Here is a 19,549-nt window from a genome sequence, read left to right as displayed (position 1 = left end):
CATGACGAAGGGCCCCGGTTCGCACCGGGGCCCTTCGTCATGCCGTCACGGGCCGGACACCGGTCAGAGCAGCCGGCGGGCCGCCCTCCTGAGGTCGTACTCGTGCACGATCGCCTTGGCGTGACCGTACGCCAGGTCGTACTCGTGCCTCAGCCAGCTGACCTTCTCCTCGAACCGGACGAGCGCCGGGCCTTCTTCGACGGTGCGCAGCCAGTCGGAGATCTCACGACCGGTGCAGTGCGGGATGCGGGCGAGCATGTTGCGGTGGGTCTCTGCGGAGAAGACTTGGGACATCGGCGCCTCCGGACGCTGGGATACAAGCCGGTCCTTCAGGTCACCGTGCCCGAGCGCCCGCCCGTTGGCAACAGTCCCGCCGCGCCGCGTACGCTCGCCGCGTGGTTGATACGACACCCTTCACCCGGGCCGTGGATCAGTTCGCCGACCGTCTGCGGGCCGCGCCGCAGAGCCGGCTCCAGCGCAGCGCGGCGGCCGAGGCGCTCGCGCTGGCCAGGGAGTTGGCGCGGCGCACCCAGCTCGTGGAGGAGCCCGGCACCGCACCGCGCGAGATGCCCGACGCCGGGATGTTCGCCGCCGCCGACCAGATCACCGTCGCCGGACACGACTTCGCCCTCGTACTGAAGGACGAGGACGAGGTGGCGGAGGCGGCCCGGCTCGTGGAGGAGGCCCGCGAACGCGCCGGGGTGTAGCGGGCGGACCCGTGGACTACAGGGACGCGATGACGCGGTCCGCGAGGATGTAGACGTTGTCCTCGCCGCAGGCGAACGTCAGGGTGTACGCCCCGGAGATGCCGGAGCCGCCCAGCAGGAACGGGGTCTCGCCCGCCCGCAGCGCCTCGGCCAGGCGCTCCGCGGTCTCGCGGTGGCCCGGCGTCATGCAGAGCGTGGTGCCGTCGGCGAAGACGTACACGTCCAGGGTGCCCAGCGGGCCCGGGCGGACGTCGGACAGCTCGGTGCGCGCGTCGGCCAGCTCCTCCAGCACGGCCACGGTGCGCTCGTGGTCGCCCACCACCGGCGACGGGTGGGGCACGAAGTCCGGGTGCGAGGGGTGGCGGCGGCGGGCCGCTGCCAGCTCGGGGGAGTCGCCGCCGTGCTCCTCGGTGTCGGCACCGGGCTCGGCAACCGGCTCCAGACCGGCGAAATCGGCCTGCCGGGGCAGGAACAGCTCACTGTCCGCCAGGCCCAGCAGAGACGGCGCGTCGGAGGCGTCACGGGCCTCCTGCGCGGCCCAGAAGGCCCGCGCCTCGGCCAGCTCACGCTCCCGCTCCTCGGCGAGCGCCTCCGCGACCGCGGCGCGTATCTCGTCGGTGCCGGCCGAGCGGGCGGGCGGAACCTGCGCACGGCTCCCCGCCTGGCTCCTGGCCAGCTCGGTGTGCAGTGCCGCGACCTGTCGGCGCAGCACCAGAACGCTGCGCAGGACGGCGACGCCCACGGCGCCGGTGGCGGCCGTGGTGATCAGCAGGGCGATCGGCATGGCGCTCACTGACGTACTCCCGGTTCACAGTCGACCCCCGACTTCCTACATCAGCTTGAAGGGTGGACTAACCATCTGTCAGTGCGTAACGTCACGAAACGGACAGCGAGTCGAGGTCGCGCCGGGTAGGTGAGCGACCGTGACCTGCGGGATGCCCGGACAAGAGGCGTAGGTCACATCCTGGGGAATTTGGATCACAAAACGGCCCGACCCCCGGGAAGCCGGGGTGCCGGGCCGATGTCTCACCCACCGTGCCGCTACGGCTACCGAGCGGCCGCGGCGGTCAGCTGAGGCGCTCGACGACCATCGCCATGCCCTGCCCGCCGCCGACGCACATGGTCTCCAGACCGAACTGCTTGTCGTGGAACTGGAGGGAGTTGATGAGCGTGCCGGTGATGCGGGCGCCGGTCATGCCGAAGGGGTGGCCGACGGCGATGGCGCCGCCGTTGACGTTCAGCTTCTCCAGCGGGATGCCCAGGTCCTGGTAGGAGGGGATGACCTGGGCGGCGAACGCCTCGTTGATCTCGAACAGGTCGATGTCGTCGACGGTCAGCCCGGCCCGCCCCAGGGCCTGCTTGCTCGCCTCGACCGGGCCGAGGCCCATGATCTCGGGGGAGAGGCCGGAGACGCCGGTGGACACGATCCGGGCCAGTGGCGTCAGACCCAGCTCGCGGGCCTTGGTGTCGCTCATGATGACGAGCGCGGCGGCGCCGTCGTTGAGCGGGCAGCAGTTGCCGGCGGTGACCAGGCCGTCGGGGCGGAAGACGGGCTTGAGGCCGGACACGCCCTCCAGGGTCACGCCGGCGCGCGGGCCGTCGTCCTTGGAGACCACCGTGCCGTCGGGCAGCGTCACCGGGGTGATCTCGCGCTCCCAGAAACCGTTCTTGATGGCTTCCTCGGCGAGGTTCTGCGAGCGGACACCGAACTCGTCCATCTCCTGGCGGGTGACGCCCTTCCAGCGGGCGAGGTTCTCCGCAGTCTGGCCCATCGCGATGTACGGGTCGGGGACCAGGCCGTCCTCGCGCGGGTCGTGCCAGGTGGAGCCCTCGGTCTCGGCGACGGCGGCGGTGCGGGCCTCGGCCTCGGCGAAGAGCGGGTTGCGGGTGTCCGGCAGGCTGTCGGAGTTGCCCTTGGTGAAGCGGGAGACCGTCTCGACGCCGGCCGAGATGAAGACGTCGCCCTCGCCGGCCTTGATCGCGTGCAGCGCCATCCGGGAGGTCTGCAGCGAGGAGGAGCAGTAGCGGGTGATCGTGCAGCCGGGGAGGTGGTCCATGCCCATCTGCACGGCGACGACCCGGCCGAGGTTGTTGCCCTGCTCGCCGCCGGGCAGGCCGCAGCCGAGCATCAGGTCGTCGATGTCCTTCGGGTCCAGCTCGGGGACCTTGGCGAGGGCGGCCTGGATGATCGTGGCGGTCAGGTCGTCCGGGCGCACGTCCTTGAGCGAGCCCTTGAAGGCGCGGCCGATGGGGGAGCGGGCGGCGGAAACGATCACGGCTTCGGGCATCACGGCTCCAGAGTGAAGGGGGCGGCGGCGTAGCGCTCGGCGCTCGGGCGCGGTCGGGCATACCGGTGGGTTGGTGCGGCGCCTGTTGGGAAGTTACCCGGCCGTATGGGCGCGGTCACGCGTGTCGCGGTGTGACATGGACCGCAACTGTCTAAGCGCTTGCTTTGTAGTCGACCCGTGGCGCGGGCCGACCCACGCCCACCGGCGCACGCCTCCGGCGCGCGGCGAGGGCGGTCTGCCCTCGGCGCATCGCGTACCGAGGTCGGATTCGAGTCCGCTTCCGGCCGCGCCGCCCACGCCCACCCGTGCGGCACGCATGCCCGCAGAGGAGCGACTCGGTTTTCGCCTCGCCCCCCGCAGCGGCCGGCTGGTGCCCGCCGATGCGGGTAAGGCGGCCTGGGTGGGTGGCTCGGCCTCCGTCCTGCCCTCGCATGACGGCCGGATCGTGCCCGCCTCTGGCGGCAGGTGCCCGGGATGGGCGGCCTCCACCCCGCCCCACACGCCGCCGGCTGGTGGCCGCCGCTGTGCCTACGGCGGCCGGGGTGGGCTGCCCGGTCTCCGCAGCGTCCCGCATGCGGCTGACTGGTACCCGCCGCTGCGGGTACGGCGGCCGGGGTGGGGCGGGCCTGGCCTTCGTCCTGCCGCACGCGGCCGGGTCGCGCCCGCCTCCGTCCGCACGGCGGAGCCGGGCCGTGCCGCCTCCGTCCGCACAGCCGGCCGGGCTGTGCTCGCGGTCGGCGGGGCGGACCGGCCCCGTGGGGCGTCGGGCTAGGGGGACGGCTGGGGGGACGGCTCCGGCTCGGCCTCCGGGACCCGCCGGCGGCGGCGCCGCTTGAGGAGGGCCCAGGCGCCCCGCGGCCCCGTGGGCATCGCCGCGGCGACCTCCGTGCCGGCCTCCGAGGCCGCCTCCGCGGCGGCCCGTGCCACCGGCAGGAAACCCTCGCGGCGGGCGGCGTCCGGGCGCTCCTCGTCCGCCGGCCACAGGCCGAGCGCCGCGCACACCGTCGGCAGCACCGCCATCGCCGCCGTGGCGTACCCCTCCGCGGACGGGTGGTAGCTGTCGGGGCCGAACAGCTCGCGCGGGTTCTCCGCGAACTCCGGGCCCAGCAGGTCGCCCAGCGACACCGTGCGCCCGCCCTGCTCGACCACGCCGATCGTCTGCGCCGCGGCGAGCTGCCGCGAGGCCCGGCGGGCCATCCAGCGCAGCGGCTGCCACACCGGCTCGATGGTGCCGAGATCCGGGCACGTGCCGACCACCACCTCCGCGCCGGCCGTCCGCAGCCGGCGCACCGCCGAGGCGAGGTGACGCACGGAACGGGTGGGCGGCATGCGATGGGTGACGTCGTTGGCGCCGACCATGATCACGCAGATGTCCGGCACCCGGGACGGGTCCGCCAGCGCCCGGCTCACCTGCCGGTCCAGGTCGTCCGAGCGGGCCCCGGGCACCGCGACCGTGCTCAGCCCGACCGGACGCTCCGCGATCGCCGAGACCCCCGAGGCGATCAGCGCGCCCGGCGTCTGCCCGGCCCGGTGCACGCCCTGCCCGGCGGCCGTGGAGTCGCCCAGCATCGTCAGCCGCAGCGCCGGCTCGCCCGGCACGGTGTAGGAGGCGCCGTACAGTCCGTCCGCGTGGGGCACGTGGGGGCTCGTGCCGTTGCCCACCCGGCGCCGGGCCAGCTGCGCCTCCGCCAGCAGCAGCCCCACGGCGGCCGCACCGGCCAGACCGATCCCCCCGCCGCCGTACGCCGCACCGGCCGCGATCCGCCGGGCCACCCGCGCCCTCGACATGCATGTCATGCCCGCCGCCACCTCCTCGTAGCCGTACACCCAGGTCTTGCCCCGTACGGACGGTGCTCCAATCCCGACAGGGAGTGAACGACCCGGCCGGGTCCGGTTCCGGGGAGGGCCTAGGCTGGCATCACCACCACGACCACCCCTTTTGCAGCATCCGGAGACAACGGTGCAATTCCACGACTCGATGATCAGCCTCGTCGGCAACACCCCGCTGGTGCGGCTCAACAGCGTGACCAAGGGCATCAGGGCCACCGTCCTGGCCAAGGTGGAGTACTTCAACCCGGGCGGTTCCGTGAAGGACCGCATCGCCCTGCGCATGATCGAGGCGGCGGAGCAGAGCGGGGCGTTGCAGCCGGGCGGCACCATCGTCGAGCCGACCAGCGGCAACACCGGCGTCGGGCTCGCCATCGTGGCCCAGCAGAAGGGCTACAAGTGCATCTTCGTCTGCCCGGACAAGGTGTCCACCGACAAGATCAACGTGCTGCGGGCGTACGGCGCCGAGGTCGTCGTCTGCCCGACCGCCGTGGACCCCGAGCACCCCGACTCCTACTACAACGTCTCCGACCGGCTGGTCCGTGAGACGCCGGGGGCCTGGAAGCCGGACCAGTACTCCAACCCCAACAACCCCCTCTCGCACTACCACTCCACGGGCCCCGAGCTGTGGGAGCAGACCGAGGGGAAGATCACGCACTTCGTGGCGGGCGTCGGCACCGGCGGCACCATCTCCGGCACCGGCCGCTACCTCAAGGAGGCCAGCGAGGGCCGCGTCAAGGTGATCGGCGCCGACCCCGAGGGCTCGGTGTACTCCGGCGGTTCCGGCCGTCCGTACCTGGTGGAGGGAGTCGGCGAGGACTTCTGGCCGACCGCCTACGACCGGGACGTCGCGGACGAGATCGTCCCCGTCTCCGACAAGGACTCCTTCCAGATGACCCGCCGGCTCGCCAAGGAGGAGGGCCTGCTGGTCGGCGGCTCCTGCGGCATGGCGGTCGTGGCGGCGCTGGAGGTCGCCTCGCGGCTCGGCGAGGACGACGTCGTCGTCGTCCTGCTGCCGGACAGCGGCCGCGGCTACCTCAGCAAGATCTTCAACGACGAGTGGATGGCCGACTACGGCTTCCTGGAGGACTCCGGCCCCAGCGCCCGCGTCGCCGACGTCCTGGAGGACAAGGAGGGCGGCCACATCCCCTCCCTGGTGCACATGCACCCGGACGAGACGGTCGGCCAGGCCATCGAGGTGCTGCGCGAGTACGGCGTCTCGCAGATGCCCGTGGTCAAGCCGGGCGCCGGCCACCCGGACGTGATGGCCGCCGAGGTCGTCGGCTCCGTCGTCGAGCGGGAGCTGCTGGACCACCTGTTCAGCAAGAGCGCCTCGCTCGACGACCCGCTGGAGAAGCACATGAGCGCGCCGCTGCCGCAGGTCGGTTCCGGCGAGCCGGTCGCGGACCTGATGGCCGTGCTGGGCCGGGCGGACGCGGCGATCGTGCTGGTCGAGGGCAAGCCGACCGGGGTGGTCAGCCGTCAGGACCTGCTGTCCTTCCTCGCCAGGAACGGCGCCTGAGTCCCCGCTCGGGCCCGGCACCGGCCTGATCCGCGCGGGCTTCGCGGAAGTGGTACGAGCACGTCACGCCCGCGCAGCACTCGCTTAACACAGCTCGGGCACATTGGTGGATGTCGACGGGACGGGAGCGGCTCCCCGTTCCGGCCGACGGCCACAAGGCGTCGAAGGACCTCCGGAGCGGCTCCCGGACCTCCACGGACGCCTGTGACGCGCACCGCGCCCAGCGCGCGGAGCGTCTTCGCGGGGACCGCCGTCGTCCCGCCCCCCGGCAACGGGGGTGCGGCGGTCCCCGCGCCAAGCCTTGTGCCCCGCGAAGCCCGGCGGCCGCCTCACGCGGCCGCCGGGCTTCGTACGGCTCAGTCCTCCCAGTCGTCGCCGCGCGCCGAGCGGCGGCGGCCGAACAGGGAGGGGTTGGTGCGGACGGCCTGAACGACGTTCACGCCGACGATCCCCGCCCAGGCCACCAGCAGCCCGGGCAGATCGGCGACGCCCCCGCCGATCGCGGACAGCGGCACCGCCAGCACCAGCGACACGATGCCGAAGCCGAACCGCTCGCCCCAGGAGTCCGTCACCTGCGGCGAGCGCGCGTCCCGGGCGGCCGTCATCTGATGCTCGGCCAGCTGCCGGCGCACCCGCCGCTCCACCGCGCCGTCGATGCGCTGGTCGACCTTCTCCAGGAACGAGTCCACCAGGGCGGACTCGTAGTCCTCGCCCAGTTCCCTGCGGGCCTGCAGGGAGGCGTCGAGTTCCTTCTTCAGCTCGGGGTCCCGCGCGTCCATTCCCGTCATGCCTCACAAGGTAGGCACGCGGGAGCCCGCCCGCACTGGGGGTAACCCCCGTTCCCGTCCTCGGGTTGGCCGCTGTCTCAGCCCTTGCACATCTTCTCGTCGGCCCGGGACTGCGGGACGTCGACCTTCTTCGGCGTCGCGACGGGCACGCCGGCCCCCTTGAAGTCGGGGCCGAGGGTGAGCGTCATCGGCTCGGTGGCGCCTGCGTCCTCGGTGCCGGGCTTCAGCGCGGCGGCGGGCAGCCCCATCAGATCGGCGAGCTTGCGGGCCTGGTCGGCCTGGTCCGGGGCGTATACGAGCTGGGTGCGGGCGACCTTCGCGGGGGCGTTGCCCTGGTTCGACGACCGGGACACCCCCTCGTTGTTCTGCAGCCAGCCGACCGTGTCCTGGGCCGCGCCCTGCGGACCGCCGCCGTTGAGGACGTCGACGCGCACGGCGGACGCCTCGGCCCGCGGACCCTTCAGCAGCGCCTCCTGCTTGTCCTTGGCCTTCTTCTGCTGCTTCTTCACCTCGGTGAACGACACGTCGTCCTGCAGCATGGAGAACACCTGCGGGGCCTTGACCGGGTCCGGGACGACGGTGACGGGCCTCGGCTCGTCCGGGTTGTCGATCACCGGGAGCATCATCAGCGTGATGTTCTTCAGGTCGATCTTCCCCAGCTCCTTGGCGAGGGTCAGCAGCTTGGTGGGGCTGCCGATGCCCTTGTCCACGGTGAGGGACTTGGTGGCCGCGTCGGCGACGTCCAGCATCTTCGACGGGCTGCCGAGGGTGTCCTCCTTGAGCCGGCGCAGCATCGACGCGACGAACTTCTGCTGCATCCCGATCCGGTCCAGGTCGCTCTCGTTCTTCAGGCCGTGCCGGTTGCGCAGGAACGACAGCGCCTGCTCGCCCTGGACGGTGCTCGGGCCGGCCGGGAGGTCGAGCTTGGTCCCGCCGTCGAGGTCCTTGAGGGGTTTCTCCAGACACACCTCGACGCCGCCGACCGCCGTGGACAGCGTCTTGACCGCGTTGAAGTCGAACATCATGAAGTGGTCCACGTCCAGGCCGGTGAGCTGCTCCACCGTGCGCATGGTGCAGCCGGGGTCGCGGCCCTCCACGCCGTAGGACTCGTTGAACCGGGTGGTCCCCTCGGAGCCGGGGATCGTCTTCGTCGAGCCGTCGGACTGCCGGGTGTCGCAGTCCGGTATCCGGGTCATCAGGTCGCGGGGGATGCTCACCACCGTCGCGTTGGAGCGGTCCTCGGCGACGTGGAACAGCAGTGTGGTGTCGGCGTGCCCGGTCACGTTGTCCCGGTCGCCGTAGGCCTCGTTGCCCTTGCCGGTACGGACGTCGTTGCCGATGACGAGGATGTTGGCCGGGCCGTCCGCGAGGGCCGTGTCGCTGCCCACGTCACCGATGTCGACGGTGCCGATGTTGCCGTAGAGGCGGTCGTACCAGTAGTACGCGAACGCCGAGCCGCCGACAAGGACCAGGCCCATGACGCCCCCGGTCCACAGCAGGGCCTTGCGTCTGCCGCTCCGGCGGGGCTGCTTGCCCTTGCGGCGGCCGGCGTCGCGGTCGTCCTGCGGACCTGGGCCGTCCTCCGGGTCCGGGGCGGGGCGGTGGCCACGCCGGCCGGGGGCGGGGGCGCGCGGGGCGGTGCCCGTGCCCGCGGGCGGGGCGCTGCGCTGCCGGGGGAACGCCGGCGTCGGCGCGGATCCGTCCAGCCTCAGCTCGTAGTCGCCGGTCTGCGGGTTGAGCACCCACTGGTCGGCGGGATCGGCCCCGTCCGTCTGCCCACGACCGTGCGCGTCCACGCCCCCACCCCGTCCTCCGTCATGCGCCCCGTGAGGCACCCGCGCACCAAAGCGCTTAATTGTTCGAGGAGTTACGCTAACCGGCCGACCGGTGAATCGCCGACGTCGTAGCAAAATCGTCGAGATCCGGATCTGTCCGCGAACCGGGCACAGGGTGCGATCTCCGCCCAACGCGGCACCCGCCCGGCGCGGTGTGCCGTGCGCCTGTATAACGGCATGCAGAAGTCACGACGGATGAATGGGCCGCAGGGCCGAGGGGGAGTCACGTCATGAGCGGCACCGAGAGCCCCGCGGCGCGTCTCCAGGCGCTCTTCGAGGGGCACCGGCTGACGCCGACCCAGCGGCGCATCGCCCACAGCATGGTGCGGCGGGCCGCCGACGTGCCGTTTCTGTCGAGCGTGGAGCTGGCCGAGCTGGCCGGGGTCAGCCAGCCGTCCGTGACCCGCTTCGCCGTCGCCCTCGGCTTCGACGGCTATCCCGCGCTGCGCCGGCACCTGCGCGAGGTGGCGCCCGCCGAACCCGCCCCTGAGACCGGCGCGTACAACGAGTACCAGCAGGCCGTCGAGGCCGAGATCGAGAACCTGCGCCATCTCGCGGAGGTGCTGGCCGATCCGGAGCCCGTGCGGCGGGCGGGGCGTGTGCTGGCCGGGAGCCGGCCGCTGCCCGTACTCGGTCTGCGGGCCGCCGCCGCCCAGGCGCACGGCTTCGCCTACTTCGCCGCCAAGGTCCATCCCGACGTACGGCTGCTCAACGAGGGCGGCACGATGCTGTACGACCGCGTCGACGCGGCGGTCCGGGCCGGGGCGCGGGCCCTGCTGTGCTTCGCGCTGCCCCGGCACCCGCGTGAGGTCCTCGACGCCCTCACCCACGCCAAGGAGGCGGGGCTGACCGTCGTCACCGTCGCCGACTCGCCGTTCGCGCCGGTCGCCAAGGTGTCGGACCTGCTGCTGCCGGCCGCCGTCGGCACCGGGCTGGTCTTCGACACCGCGTGCGCGCCGATGCTGCTGGGCCGGGTGCTGCTGGAGGCGATGTGCGACGACCTGCCCGACGCGCAGGCGCGGCTGGAGGAGTTCGACACCCGGGCGGCGGCGCGCGGGCTGTTCACCGAGTGACGGGGCGCGGCGCCGGTCGCGCGTCTTCTCAGACTCGTCTCAGCTTGTCCCGCTAGCGTCCGTCGCACGGGACTTCCCCCGACGCGCCCTTCGCGGTAAGGGAAGTCCACGGGTTGATGACTTCCACGTATCGGATGACGGGAGGCTGGACGTGACGCGCGGAGGACAGGGACTGGCCCGGGTGGCCGTCGTCGTGCGGGCCGGGGCGGCGCCGCTGTGGTGGCTGGGGGTCGTCGCCGCCGCCATCGGGGTGTTCGTGCCCGGACTGACCGGGCGCCGGATCGGTGTGCTCGGGGGAGCCGCGCTGTTCATCGTGGCCGCGGCGCTGGTGGCGTGGACCCGGCGGGGCCGCTACCGCGCGCTGGCCCGCTCGGCGGCCCGCGCGGGCCGGCACGACGTGCTGCAGGACCGCGCGGTGACCGCGCGCAACTGGCGCCGGTAGCACCGCTGGTGGCTGCTGCTCGCCTTCCTCGCCGCGCTCGGCTCGGCGTTCGCGGCGCCGGCGGCGGCCGGTCTGCTGCTCGCCGGGTGCGGTGCGGGGCTGTGGCTGAAGGCGGCGTGGATCGGCCGGCTGGAGCGGGACGACGACGTGCTGCTGTGGGTGCGTGTCGACTGGCTGCGCGCGGGGGCGGGACGGCCCGCCGGCCGGGCGGTCAAGGCCTACCGCAGCACGGGCATCGCGGCAGGCGACGCGGCCCCGGGCGGCACCCGCCGCCGCCTCACGACAGCGGCGTAGGAGGGGGCTGCCCCGCGCCCGGGTCATGTGGGTGTCCACGCGGTGCCGGCGGGGGGCGGGCGGGAGTCCGCCCCCCTACCGTCACACCGGAGGTGCGGTGGCCAGGGTCGTCAGGGCGTCCGTGTGGGCCGCGCCCGATTCGGTGACGATCTCCTCGATCGGCTGGGCGGGGCGTACGGTCGCGAACGTGACGCCGCCCGCTCCGTCCGGGGCGAACCCGAGGACGGCGGGCCGGGGCAGCGAGTTGTACGCGTAGTGGTGCGCGAAGTAGTACGCACCCGTGTCCAGCGCCGCCGCGTAGTCCCCCTGCTCCAGCAGCGGCAGCTCCTGCCCCTGCGCCAGCAGGTCGCCCGCGAAGCAAGCGGGTCCCGCCACGTCCTGCACCACCGCCGGCCCCTCCTTGGGCCGCCCCTTCGCGTCGTACGCGGCGATCCGCAGCGGCCACGACCCCGGCGCGTACACGGTCCGCGTCGCCACCTGCACGCCCGCGTGGGTCACCGCGACCGGCCGGCCGCCCGCGCTCTTGGCGTACTCCACGCGCGCGACCACCGTGCCGTGCTTGGCCAGCAGCGACCGGCCGAACTCGGTGACCAGCCCGTACCGCCCGTCGAACAGCCCCGGCACCGTCTCCTTCAGCAGCCGCGTGTACTCCGCGTAGGTCGGGCGGGTCTCCTCGGAGGCGAAGTTCACCGGGAGTCCGCCGCCGATGTCGAGGGTGTCGACCTGGCGCCGTCCCGCCCGCCGGTTGATCTCCTCCGCCAGCTCGTACGTCTCCGCCACCCCGCGCGCCATCATCGACAGGGCGATGCCCTGGGAGCCGGTGTGCGCGTGCAGCCGGGTCAGCCAGGGCCGGTCCAGATACGCCCGGACCACCCACTCCCGCGCCCCCTCGTCGCGCAGCGCCACGCCGAACTTCGACGTCGCCGTTGCCGTCGACAAAGCCTCGATGGAGCCGCCGCCCACCTGCGGGTTCACCCTGATGCCCAGGGGGGAGCGAGGGTCCGCGCCGGCCACCAGGGCGTCGAGGCGCGCCAGCTCCTGCGGGTTGTCCGCGTTGACGGCGATGCCCAGCGCCAGCGCCTCCCGCAGCTCGGCGAGGGTCTTGGCCGGCGAGTCCAGGACCGTGCGCTCCGGCTCCACGCCCGCCGCGCGCGCCAGCGCCAGCTCACCCGGGCTCGCCACCTCCGCGCCGATGCCCTCCGCACGCAGCAGCCGCAGCACCGGCACCAGCGGGCTCGCCTTCACCGCGAAGGCGTGCAGCACCGGCGTGCCGGGCGCGGTCACCTCCTCGAAGGCGGCCCTCAGCGAGGCCGCCGACTGCCGGATGCCGGTGACGTCCAGCAGCGCCACGAGCGGCACGTCGTCGTTCAGCAGCCCTTGCTCCACGGCCGCCCGCACCGCCGCGTGACGCCGCCGGGCCGCCCCGCCCGTCACGTCGTCGGTGCCGTCCTCGGTCTGTTCGGTGTTCGCACGCATGCATCCAGCCAAACATCCTCCGTGCGGGGCCGCCGACACACCCCCCGTATTGACTAGGTCTATTCAGCTGGTGAGGATATGAATATCCGCAGACGTCGTCGGCACCCTGGAGGCACCCCATGTCCGGACCCCGTCCTGTCCGAGCGCCGCGCGGCACCGAGCTGAGCGCCCTGGGCTGGCAGCAGGAGGCCGCCCTGCGGATGCTGCAGAACAACCTCGACCCGGAGGTCGCCGAGCACCCCGACAAGCTCGTCGTCTACGGCGGCACCGGCAAGGCGGCCCGCGACTGGCGCTCCTTCGACGCCATGGTCCGCACGCTGAGGACCCTCAAGCAGGACGAGACGATGCTCGTCCAGTCCGGCCGCCCGGTCGGCGTCATGCAGACCCACGAGTGGGCACCGCGCGTCCTCCTCGCCAACTCCAACCTCGTCGGCGACTGGGCGAACTGGGAGGAGTTCCGCCGCCTGGAGGCCCTCGGCCTGACCATGTACGGGCAGATGACCGCCGGCTCCTGGATCTACATCGGCACCCAGGGCATCCTCCAGGGCACCTACGAGACCTTCGCCGCCGTCGCCGCGAAGCGCTTCGGCGGCACCCTGGCCGGCACCATCACCCTCACCGCCGGACTCGGCGGCATGGGCGGCGCCCAGCCGCTCGCGGTCACCATGAACGACGGCGTCGCGATCTGCGTCGACTGCGACCCGCGCGCCCTCGAGCGCCGCATCGAGCACCGGTACCTGGACGTACGGGCCGACTCCCTCGACCACGCGCTGCGGCTGGCCGTCGAGGCCCGCGACAAGCGCGAGCCGCTGTCCGTCGGCGTCCTCGGCAACGCCGCCGAGCTGGTCCCGCAACTGCTCGCCATGGGCGCCCCGGTCGACATCGTCACCGACCAGACCTCCGCCCACGACCCGCTGGCCTACCTGCCCGTCGGGACCGCCTTCGAGGACATGGCGGACGCCGCCGCCAAGGACCCGGCCGGCTTCACCACCCGCGCCCGCGAGTCGATGGCCCGGCACGTCGAGGCGATGGTCGGCTTCCAGGACGCCGGCGCCGAGGTGTTCGACTACGGCAACTCCATCCGCGGCGAGGCCCAGCTCGCCGGGTACGACCGGGCGTTCGCCTTCCCCGGCTTCGTCCCCGCCTACATCCGCCCCCTGTTCTGCGAGGGCAAGGGCCCCTTCCGCTGGGCCGCGCTGTCAGGCGACCCCGCCGACATCGCCAGGACCGACAGGGCGATCCTCGACCTCTTCCCGCGGAACGAGTCCCTGGCCCGCTGGATCAAGCTGGCCGGGGAGCGGGTCCACTTCCAGGGCCTGCCCGCGCGCATCTGCTGGCTCGGCTACGGCGAACGCGACAAGGCCGGCGAGCGCTTCAACGACATGGTGGCGAGCGGGGAGCTGTCCGCGCCGGTCGTCATCGGCCGGGACCATCTGGACTGCGGGTCCGTGGCCTCCCCCTACCGGGAGACCGAGGCCATGCTGGACGGGTCCGACGCCATCGCCGACTGGCCGCTGCTCAACGCCATGGTGAACGTGGCCTCGGGCGCCTCCTGGGTGTCCCTGCACCACGGCGGCGGCGTCGGCATGGGGCGGTCGATCCACGCCGGACAGGTGACCGTGGCCGACGGCACCGCGCTGGCCGGCGAGAAGATCCGGCGGGTGCTCACCAACGACCCCGGGATGGGCGTCATCCGTCACGTCGACGCGGGCTACGACATCGCGGAGTCGGTGGCGGACGAGCGCGGCGTGCGGGTGCCCATGCGCGAGGGCGACCCGGCATGACGGACCGCACGCACGCCACCCCGCAGGCGCCCGCACGGCCGGTGCCCGAGGGGGACTCCTTCCACGAGATGTGGCGGCAACTGCTGCCGGTCGGACGGAACGCGACCTCCGGCGGCTACCGCAGGTTCGCCTGGACCGGCGCCGACGCCGACTGCCGGGACTGGTTCCGGGAGCAGGCCCGCCGCCGCGGCCTGGCCTACGAGGTGGACCGCAACGGCAACCAGTGGGCCTGGCTCGGCGACCCGGCCGCCGGGGACGCCGTGGTCACCGGGTCGCACCTCGACTCCGTGCCCGACGGCGGGGCCTTCGACGGCCCCCTCGGCGTGGTCTCCGCCTTCGCCGCCCTCGACGAACTGCGCCGCCGGGGCGTGCGTCCGGTCAGGCCGCTCGGCGTCGTCAACTTCGGGGACGAGGAGGGCGCCCGCTTCGGGCTCGCCTGCGTCGGCTCCCGGCTCACCGCGGGCGCGCTCACCGTGGAGCAGGCCCGCCGGCTCACCGACGCCGACGGCATCACCCTCCCGCAGGCCATGGAGGCCGCGGGACACGACCCCGACGCCATCGGCCCCGACCCCGTACGGCTGTCCCGCATCGGGGCCTTCGTCGAACTCCACGTCGAGCAGGGCCGGGCACTGGACCTGACCGGCGACCCGGTCGGCGTCGCGTCCGCCATCTGGCCGCACGGCCGCTGGCGGTTCGACTTCCGCGGCGAGGCCAACCACGCCGGCACCACCCGCCTCACCGACCGGCACGACCCGATGCTGCCGTACGCCGAGACCGTCCTCGCCGCCCGCCGGGAGGCCGAACGCGCGGGCGCCGTCGCCACCTTCGGCAAGCTCGCCGTCGAACCGAACGGCGTCAACGCCGTGCCCTTCCTGGTGCGCGGCTGGCTCGACTCGCGCGCCGCCGACCAGGAGCGGCTGGACCTCGTGGTCGGCGGGGTGGAACGGGCCGCCCGCGCCCACGCCGCCGCCCACGGCGTCCACCTCGACGTCGAACGCGAGTCCTTCACCCCCGTCGTCGAGTTCGACCACGCCCTGCGCGACGCACTCGCCGGCATCCTGGGCACCGCCGCCGACCTGAAGGTGCCCGTCCTCGGCACCGGCGCCGGACACGACGCCGGAATCCTCTCGGGGCGCGTCCCGACCGCCATGCTGTTCGTACGCAACCCCACCGGCGTCTCGCACTCCCCGGCCGAGTCCGCCACCGAGGACGACTGCGCGGCCGGGGTCCTCGCCCTCGCCGACGTACTGGAAGGACTGGCCGCCCCGTGACCGCCACCCCCCGGACGTACTGGCTGGAGCACGCCTGGCTCGGCACCCATGTGGAGCCGGGCGTCGCCGTCGAGGTGACGGACGGACGCGTCGCGGCCGTCCGCACCGACACCCCCGCACCGCCGCCCGGCGCCGAGATCCTGCGCGGACTCACCCTCCCCGGGCTGGCGAACGCCCACAGCCACGCCTTCCACCGCGCCCTGCGCTCCACCGTCCAGGTCGGCTCCGGCACCTTCTGGACCTGGCGCGAGATCATGTACGCCACGGCCGAGCGGCTCACCCCGGACCGCTACCACGCCCTCGCCCGGGCCGTGTACGCGGAGATGGCGCTGGCCGGCATCACCACCGTCGGCGAGTTCCACTACGTGCACCACGCCCCCGGTGGCACGCCCTACGCCGACCCCAACGCCATGGGGGAGGCGCTTCTCGCGGCCGCCGCCGAGGCCGGCATCCGCATCACCCTCCTGGACGCCGCCTACCTGTCCTCCGGCTTCGGCCGCCCGCCCACCGCCCACCAGCTCCGCTTCTCCGACGGCGACGCGGACGCCTGGGCCGCACGCTCCTCACTCCTCAAGGACCGGGACCACGCGCGGATCGGCGCGGCCGTGCACTCCGTACGGGCCGTGCCCGCCGAGCAGTTGGCGACCGTGGCGCGCTGGGCCGAGGAGCGGCGGGCCCCGCTGCACGTGCACCTGTCCGAGCAGACCGCCGAGAACGACGCCTGCCGGGAGGCGCACGGCTGCACCCCGGCGCAGCTGCTGGCCCTGCACGGGGTCCTCGGGCCGCGCACCACCGGCGTGCACAACACCCACCTCACCGCCGAGGACATCGCCCTGATCGGCGGCAGCGGCACCGGCACCTGCATGTGCCCGACGACCGAACGCGACCTCGCGGACGGCATCGGACCCGCCGTGGCCCTGCAGAACGAGGGCTCCCCGCTCAGCCTCGGCTCCGACAGCCACGCCGTGGTCGACCTGTTCGAGGAGGCGCGCGCGATGGAGCTCGACGAGCGGCTGCGCACCCGCACCCGGGGCCACTGGACGGCCGCGGCCCTGCTGCGCGCCGCGACCGCCGACGGGCACGCGGCCCTCGGCTGGGACGACACCGGCACCATCGAGGCCGGGGCGCGCGCCGACCTCACCACCGTCGCGCTGGACTCGGTCAGGACAGCGGGGCCGCTGCCCCGGCTCGGCGCCGAGACGGCCGTGTTCGCCGCGACGGCCGCCGATGTGCGGCACACGGTCGTGGCGGGCCGGCACGTGGTGCGCGACGGGGCGCACACACTGGTCCCCGACGTGCCCGGAGCCCTCGCGCAGGCAGTCCAGGCACTGCGCGCCTGACGACCCATGAGGACACCATGAGCGCCACGGTCATCACCAACATCGCCACGCTGGTCACCAACGACCCCTCCCTCCGCGACCCGGACCCGCTCGGCCTGCTCCGCGACGCGGCCGTCGTGATCGAGGACGGCCGCGTCGTGTGGACCGGTGCTTCCGGACAGGCACCCGCCACCGACGACCGGGTCGACGCCGGCGGCCGCGCGGTCCTGCCCGGATTTGTCGATTCGCACTCCCACCTGGTGTTCGCCGGGGACCGCACCGAGGAGTTCAACGCCCGCATGTCGGGCCGCCCGTACGGCGCCGGCGGCATCCGCACCACCGTCGCCGCGACCCGGGCTGCGGACGACGCGGAGCTGGAGGCCACCCTCACCCGCCACCTCGCGGAGGCGCTGCGCCAGGGCACCACGACCTTCGAGACAAAGTCCGGCTACGGCCTGACCGTCGGGGACGAGGCCCGCGCCCTGCGCCTGGCCGCCCGCCACACCGACGAGGTCACCTACCTCGGCGCGCACATCGTCGCCCCCGAGTACGCGGACGACCCGGCCGGTTACGTGGCCCTGGTCACCGGCGCGATGCTGGACGCCTGCGCGCCGCACGCCCGTTGGATCGACGTCTTCTGCGAGAAGGGGGCCTTCGACGGCGACCAGGCCCGCGCGATCCTCACCGCCGGCAAGGCCAAGGGCCTGCACCCGCGGATCCACGCCAACCAGCTCTCCCACGGGCCCGGTGTGCGGCTCGCCGTCGAGCTGGACGCGGCCAGCGCCGACCACTGCACGCACCTCACCGACGCGGACGTGGACGCGCTGGCGAGCGGCGCGACCGTCGCCACGCTGCTGCCCGGCGCCGAGTTCTCCACCCGCGCCCCCTGGCCGGACGCCCGGCGGCTGCTGGACGCGGGGGTCACCGTGGCGCTGTCCACCGACTGCAACCCCGGGTCGTCCTTCACCTCGTCGGTGCCGTTCTGCGTCGCGCTCGCCGTGCGGGACATGGGGATGACGCCCGACGAGGCCGTCTGGTCGGCCACGGCGGGCGGTGCGGCGGCCCTGCGGCGCACCGACATCGGGCGTCTCGTCCCGGGGGCGTACGCGGACCTGGTGCTGCTCGACGCCCCCAGCCACGTCCACCTCGCCTACCGGCCGGGCGTCCCGCTGGTCGCGGGGGTCTGGCGGCGGGGCGTACGGGTGGTATGAGGCGGTTCGAGGTGATCCGACCCGCTCCGGTTCGCGGCGGCGTTCGGATGTGTCAGGCCTCACACTGCCGAACAGGGGGCGGCCCGGGAACGGGCCGCCCCCAGGAGGACGAGCGTCGGACGGGGAGGATCACTCCTCGACCGTGAGCCCCTTGCGCAGCTTCACCAGCGTCCGGGACAGCAGACGGGAGACGTGCATCTGGGAGATGCCGAGCTCCTCGCCGATCTCCGACTGGGTCATGCCCGCCACGAAGCGCAGCGAGAGGATCTTGCGGTCGCGCGAGGGGAGTTCGGCGATCAACGGCTTCAAGGACTCGATGTACTCGATGCCTTCGAGACCGTGGTCCTCGTAGCCGATCCGGTCCGCCAGCGCGCCCTCGGCGTCGTCCTCCTCCGGCTGGGCGTCCAGCGAGGAGGCGGTGTAGGCGTTCGACGCCGCCATGCCCTCGACGACCTCGTCGCTGGTGATGCCCAGACGGTCCGCCAGCTCGGCCACTGTCGGCGCGCGGTCGAGCTGCTGGGCGAGTTCGTCACCGGCCTTGGCCAGGTCGAGCCGCAGCTCCTGAAGCCGGCGCGGTACGCGCACGGACCACGAGGTGTCACGGAAGAAGCGCTTGATCTCGCCGATGATGGTCGGCATGGCGAAGGTGGGGAACTCCACACCGCGTGTGTGCTCGAAGCGGTCGATCGCCTTGATCAGGCCGACGGTGCCGACCTGGATGATGTCCTCCATGGGCTCGCTGCGCGAGCGGAACCGGGAGGCGGCGAACTTGACCAGGGCGAGGTTGAGTTCGACAAGTGTGTTGCGTACGTACGAGTACTCGTGCGTGCCTTCGTCGAGCGACTCCAGGCGCTCGAAGAGGGTCTTGGACAGAGCCCGCGCGTCCACCGGGCCCACCTCGTCGTACGGGGGGATCTCCGGCAGTCCGGCGAGCAGACCGTCCGGGACGACCTCCAGGTCGTCCTGCTCGATGGGATCCAGATGTTCCGGAGGGGGTGTCGACGTCGCTTGATGGGTAGGCGATGCGTCGAGCCGGGGTGACATGATGTCCTCCATCGTTCTCGGCATATGGCTGCCGAAGCCGATACGTGCACTGCGGTGTGCGGCGCCTCCAAAGCCGGCCGTGGTCGGGTACGGGTCTTTACTAGCCCTATCGGCTACTCGGAGCATGCCGCAAGTGCGTTCTGTTCGCTTATGTCCGTTTGTGCGTGATTGTTAGAGTGTCGATGCTTGGCCGGAAGGCGTAATGTTCGAGGGCGTCAGGAACAGCCACGACCTCGGGAGAGAGAGACGGCATGGACCGCGGGACGGTCGGCAGCGCACAGTCGGGCCGGCTTCTGGTCGAGGTGCGAGAAGAGGGCCCCAGTGCCGTCGTGACCCCGGCGGGTGAGTTGGACCATCACACCGCCGATCTGTTGCGGGAGCCACTGGAGGACTGCCTCGCCAAGGGTTTCAAGCGGCTCGTCATCGACTGCTCCCGGCTGGAGTTCTGTGACTCCACGGGGCTGAACGTGCTGCTCGGTGCCCGGCTCAAGGCCGAGGCGGCCGGAGGTGGCGTGCATCTCGCCGGGATGCAGCCCGTTGTCGCGCGTGTGTTTGAAATCACCGGGGCGGACGCGGTGTTCGCCGTCCACGACACGCTCGAGGCGGCCCTGGCCGACGATTCGGCGTGACGCGGGCGGGCAGGCCCGGCGGGGCGTTCGCGCCGCACC

General features: G+C 73.2%; 16 protein-coding genes and 1 pseudogene. 9 read left to right on the top strand and 8 right to left on the bottom strand.

Features of this window, described 5'->3' with window-relative positions; genetic code table 11:
* Positions 1 to 63: 63 nt before the first annotated feature.
* Positions 64 to 294, bottom strand: a complete 231-nt coding sequence (locus F3L20_RS28680; protein ID WP_033276183.1) for a DUF4287 domain-containing protein — start codon at positions 292 to 294, stop codon at positions 64 to 66.
* 131 nt (positions 295 to 425) lie between these two features.
* On the opposite strand from F3L20_RS28680, the gene F3L20_RS28675 reads away from it, so the two are divergent.
* The gene (locus F3L20_RS28675; protein ID WP_167534725.1) at positions 426 to 707 is read left to right on the top strand and encodes a hypothetical protein; all 282 of its coding nucleotides are present in this window, start codon (positions 426 to 428) and stop codon (positions 705 to 707) included.
* 16 nt (positions 708 to 723) lie between these two features.
* Here F3L20_RS28675 and F3L20_RS28670 read toward each other — a convergent pair whose 3' ends face one another.
* From F3L20_RS28670 to F3L20_RS28660, 3 genes are all read right to left on the bottom strand, one after another.
* Positions 724 to 1,500: a hypothetical protein gene (locus F3L20_RS28670; RefSeq protein ID WP_150156760.1), complete on the bottom strand. Its 777-nt coding sequence runs from the start codon at positions 1,498 to 1,500 to the stop codon at positions 724 to 726.
* Positions 1,501 to 1,774: 274 nt separating this feature from the next.
* Entirely contained in the window at positions 1,775 to 2,995 is a 1,221-nt protein-coding gene (locus F3L20_RS28665; protein ID WP_150156759.1) for an acetyl-CoA C-acetyltransferase, read from the bottom strand.
* Positions 2,996 to 3,763: 768 nt separating this feature from the next.
* Positions 3,764 to 4,792: an SGNH/GDSL hydrolase family protein gene (locus F3L20_RS28660; RefSeq protein ID WP_145826959.1), complete on the bottom strand. Its 1,029-nt coding sequence runs from the start codon at positions 4,790 to 4,792 to the stop codon at positions 3,764 to 3,766.
* Positions 4,793 to 4,955: 163 nt separating this feature from the next.
* Between F3L20_RS28660 and F3L20_RS28655 the strand changes: the two genes are divergently transcribed.
* Entirely contained in the window at positions 4,956 to 6,344 is a 1,389-nt protein-coding gene (locus F3L20_RS28655; RefSeq protein WP_150156758.1) for a cystathionine beta-synthase, read from the top strand.
* Positions 6,345 to 6,700: 356 nt separating this feature from the next.
* Here F3L20_RS28655 and F3L20_RS28650 read toward each other — a convergent pair whose 3' ends face one another.
* Positions 6,701 to 7,123 carry a hypothetical protein gene (locus F3L20_RS28650; protein ID WP_150157532.1) on the bottom strand — a complete coding sequence of 141 codons (423 nt, stop codon included), beginning with the start codon at positions 7,121 to 7,123 and terminating at the stop codon, positions 6,701 to 6,703.
* Positions 7,124 to 7,209: 86 nt separating this feature from the next.
* On the bottom strand, positions 7,210 to 8,928 hold the full coding sequence (locus F3L20_RS28645; RefSeq protein ID WP_150156757.1) for an LCP family protein: 1,719 nt from the start codon (positions 8,926 to 8,928) through the stop codon (positions 7,210 to 7,212).
* Between the two features lie 269 nt (positions 8,929 to 9,197).
* Between F3L20_RS28645 and F3L20_RS28640 the strand changes: the two genes are divergently transcribed.
* On the top strand, positions 9,198 to 10,040 hold the full coding sequence (locus F3L20_RS28640; protein WP_150156756.1) for a MurR/RpiR family transcriptional regulator: 843 nt from the start codon (positions 9,198 to 9,200) through the stop codon (positions 10,038 to 10,040).
* A gap of 151 nt (positions 10,041 to 10,191) precedes the next feature.
* Positions 10,192 to 10,776 (top strand): annotated as a pseudogene (locus tag F3L20_RS28635) (hypothetical protein).
* A gap of 81 nt (positions 10,777 to 10,857) precedes the next feature.
* On the opposite strand, the gene F3L20_RS28630 reads toward F3L20_RS28635, so the two are convergent.
* Positions 10,858 to 12,252 (bottom strand): diaminopimelate decarboxylase, encoded by a 1,395-nt coding sequence (locus tag F3L20_RS28630; RefSeq protein WP_150156755.1) that lies wholly within the window; start codon positions 12,250 to 12,252, stop codon positions 10,858 to 10,860.
* Between the two features lie 119 nt (positions 12,253 to 12,371).
* On the opposite strand from F3L20_RS28630, the gene hutU reads away from it, so the two are divergent.
* Genes hutU through hutI form a run of 4 tightly spaced genes read left to right on the top strand, consistent with a single transcriptional unit; the run spans position 12,372 to position 17,837 of the window.
* Positions 12,372 to 14,036: a urocanate hydratase gene (gene hutU / locus F3L20_RS28625; protein ID WP_150156754.1), complete on the top strand. Its 1,665-nt coding sequence runs from the start codon at positions 12,372 to 12,374 to the stop codon at positions 14,034 to 14,036.
* On the top strand, positions 14,033 to 15,307 hold the full coding sequence (locus F3L20_RS28620; protein WP_150156753.1) for an allantoate amidohydrolase: 1,275 nt from the start codon (positions 14,033 to 14,035) through the stop codon (positions 15,305 to 15,307). Before hutU ends, F3L20_RS28620 begins: the two co-directional genes overlap by 4 nt.
* Positions 15,304 to 16,647 carry a formimidoylglutamate deiminase gene (locus tag F3L20_RS28615; protein WP_150156752.1) on the top strand — a complete coding sequence of 448 codons (1,344 nt, stop codon included), beginning with the start codon at positions 15,304 to 15,306 and terminating at the stop codon, positions 16,645 to 16,647. The genes F3L20_RS28620 and F3L20_RS28615 overlap by 4 nt, the downstream gene beginning before the upstream one ends.
* 17 nt (positions 16,648 to 16,664) lie before the next feature.
* Complete coding sequence (gene hutI, locus F3L20_RS28610) at positions 16,665 to 17,837, top strand: imidazolonepropionase (RefSeq protein WP_150156751.1); 1,173 nt, start codon at positions 16,665 to 16,667, stop codon at positions 17,835 to 17,837.
* A gap of 129 nt (positions 17,838 to 17,966) precedes the next feature.
* Here the strand turns inward: hutI and F3L20_RS28605 are convergent, their stop codons facing one another.
* On the bottom strand, positions 17,967 to 18,881 hold the full coding sequence (locus F3L20_RS28605; RefSeq protein ID WP_150156750.1) for an RNA polymerase sigma factor SigF: 915 nt from the start codon (positions 18,879 to 18,881) through the stop codon (positions 17,967 to 17,969).
* A 251-nt stretch (positions 18,882 to 19,132) separates the two neighbouring features.
* Between F3L20_RS28605 and F3L20_RS28600 the strand changes: the two genes are divergently transcribed.
* The gene (locus tag F3L20_RS28600) at positions 19,133 to 19,510 is read left to right on the top strand and encodes an STAS domain-containing protein (protein ID WP_024886489.1); all 378 of its coding nucleotides are present in this window, start codon (positions 19,133 to 19,135) and stop codon (positions 19,508 to 19,510) included.
* The last annotated feature ends 39 nt before the right edge of the window (positions 19,511 to 19,549 follow it).

The sequence above is a fragment of the Streptomyces tendae genome (genome assembly GCF_008632955.1).
In the GTDB taxonomy this organism is placed as follows: domain Bacteria; phylum Actinomycetota; class Actinomycetes; order Streptomycetales; family Streptomycetaceae; genus Streptomyces.
This window is presented reverse-complemented; position numbering and strand designations above follow the sequence as displayed.

Bases quoted from the DNA above. Each gene is read 5' to 3' on its own strand.
- F3L20_RS28680 (WP_033276183.1), bottom strand. From the start codon at position 294: ATGTCCCAAGTCTTCTCCGCAGAGACCCACCGCAACATGCTCGCCCGC.
- F3L20_RS28665 (WP_150156759.1), bottom strand. From the start codon at position 2,995: ATGCCCGAAGCCGTGATCGTTTCCGCCGCCCGCTCCCCCATCGGCCGC.
- F3L20_RS28660 (WP_145826959.1), bottom strand. From the start codon at position 4,792: ATGACATGCATGTCGAGGGCGCGGGTGGCCCGGCGGATCGCGGCCGGT.
- F3L20_RS28650 (WP_150157532.1), bottom strand. From the start codon at position 7,123: ATGGACGCGCGGGACCCCGAGCTGAAGAAGGAACTCGACGCCTCCCTG.
- F3L20_RS28640 (WP_150156756.1), top strand. From the start codon at position 9,198: ATGAGCGGCACCGAGAGCCCCGCGGCGCGTCTCCAGGCGCTCTTCGAG.
- F3L20_RS28630 (WP_150156755.1), bottom strand. From the start codon at position 12,252: ATGCGTGCGAACACCGAACAGACCGAGGACGGCACCGACGACGTGACG.
- hutU (WP_150156754.1), top strand. From the start codon at position 12,372: ATGTCCGGACCCCGTCCTGTCCGAGCGCCGCGCGGCACCGAGCTGAGC.
- F3L20_RS28620 (WP_150156753.1), top strand. From the start codon at position 14,033: ATGACGGACCGCACGCACGCCACCCCGCAGGCGCCCGCACGGCCGGTG.
- hutI (WP_150156751.1), top strand. From the start codon at position 16,665: ATGAGCGCCACGGTCATCACCAACATCGCCACGCTGGTCACCAACGAC.
- F3L20_RS28605 (WP_150156750.1), bottom strand. From the start codon at position 18,881: ATGTCACCCCGGCTCGACGCATCGCCTACCCATCAAGCGACGTCGACA.
- F3L20_RS28600 (WP_024886489.1), top strand. From the start codon at position 19,133: ATGGACCGCGGGACGGTCGGCAGCGCACAGTCGGGCCGGCTTCTGGTC.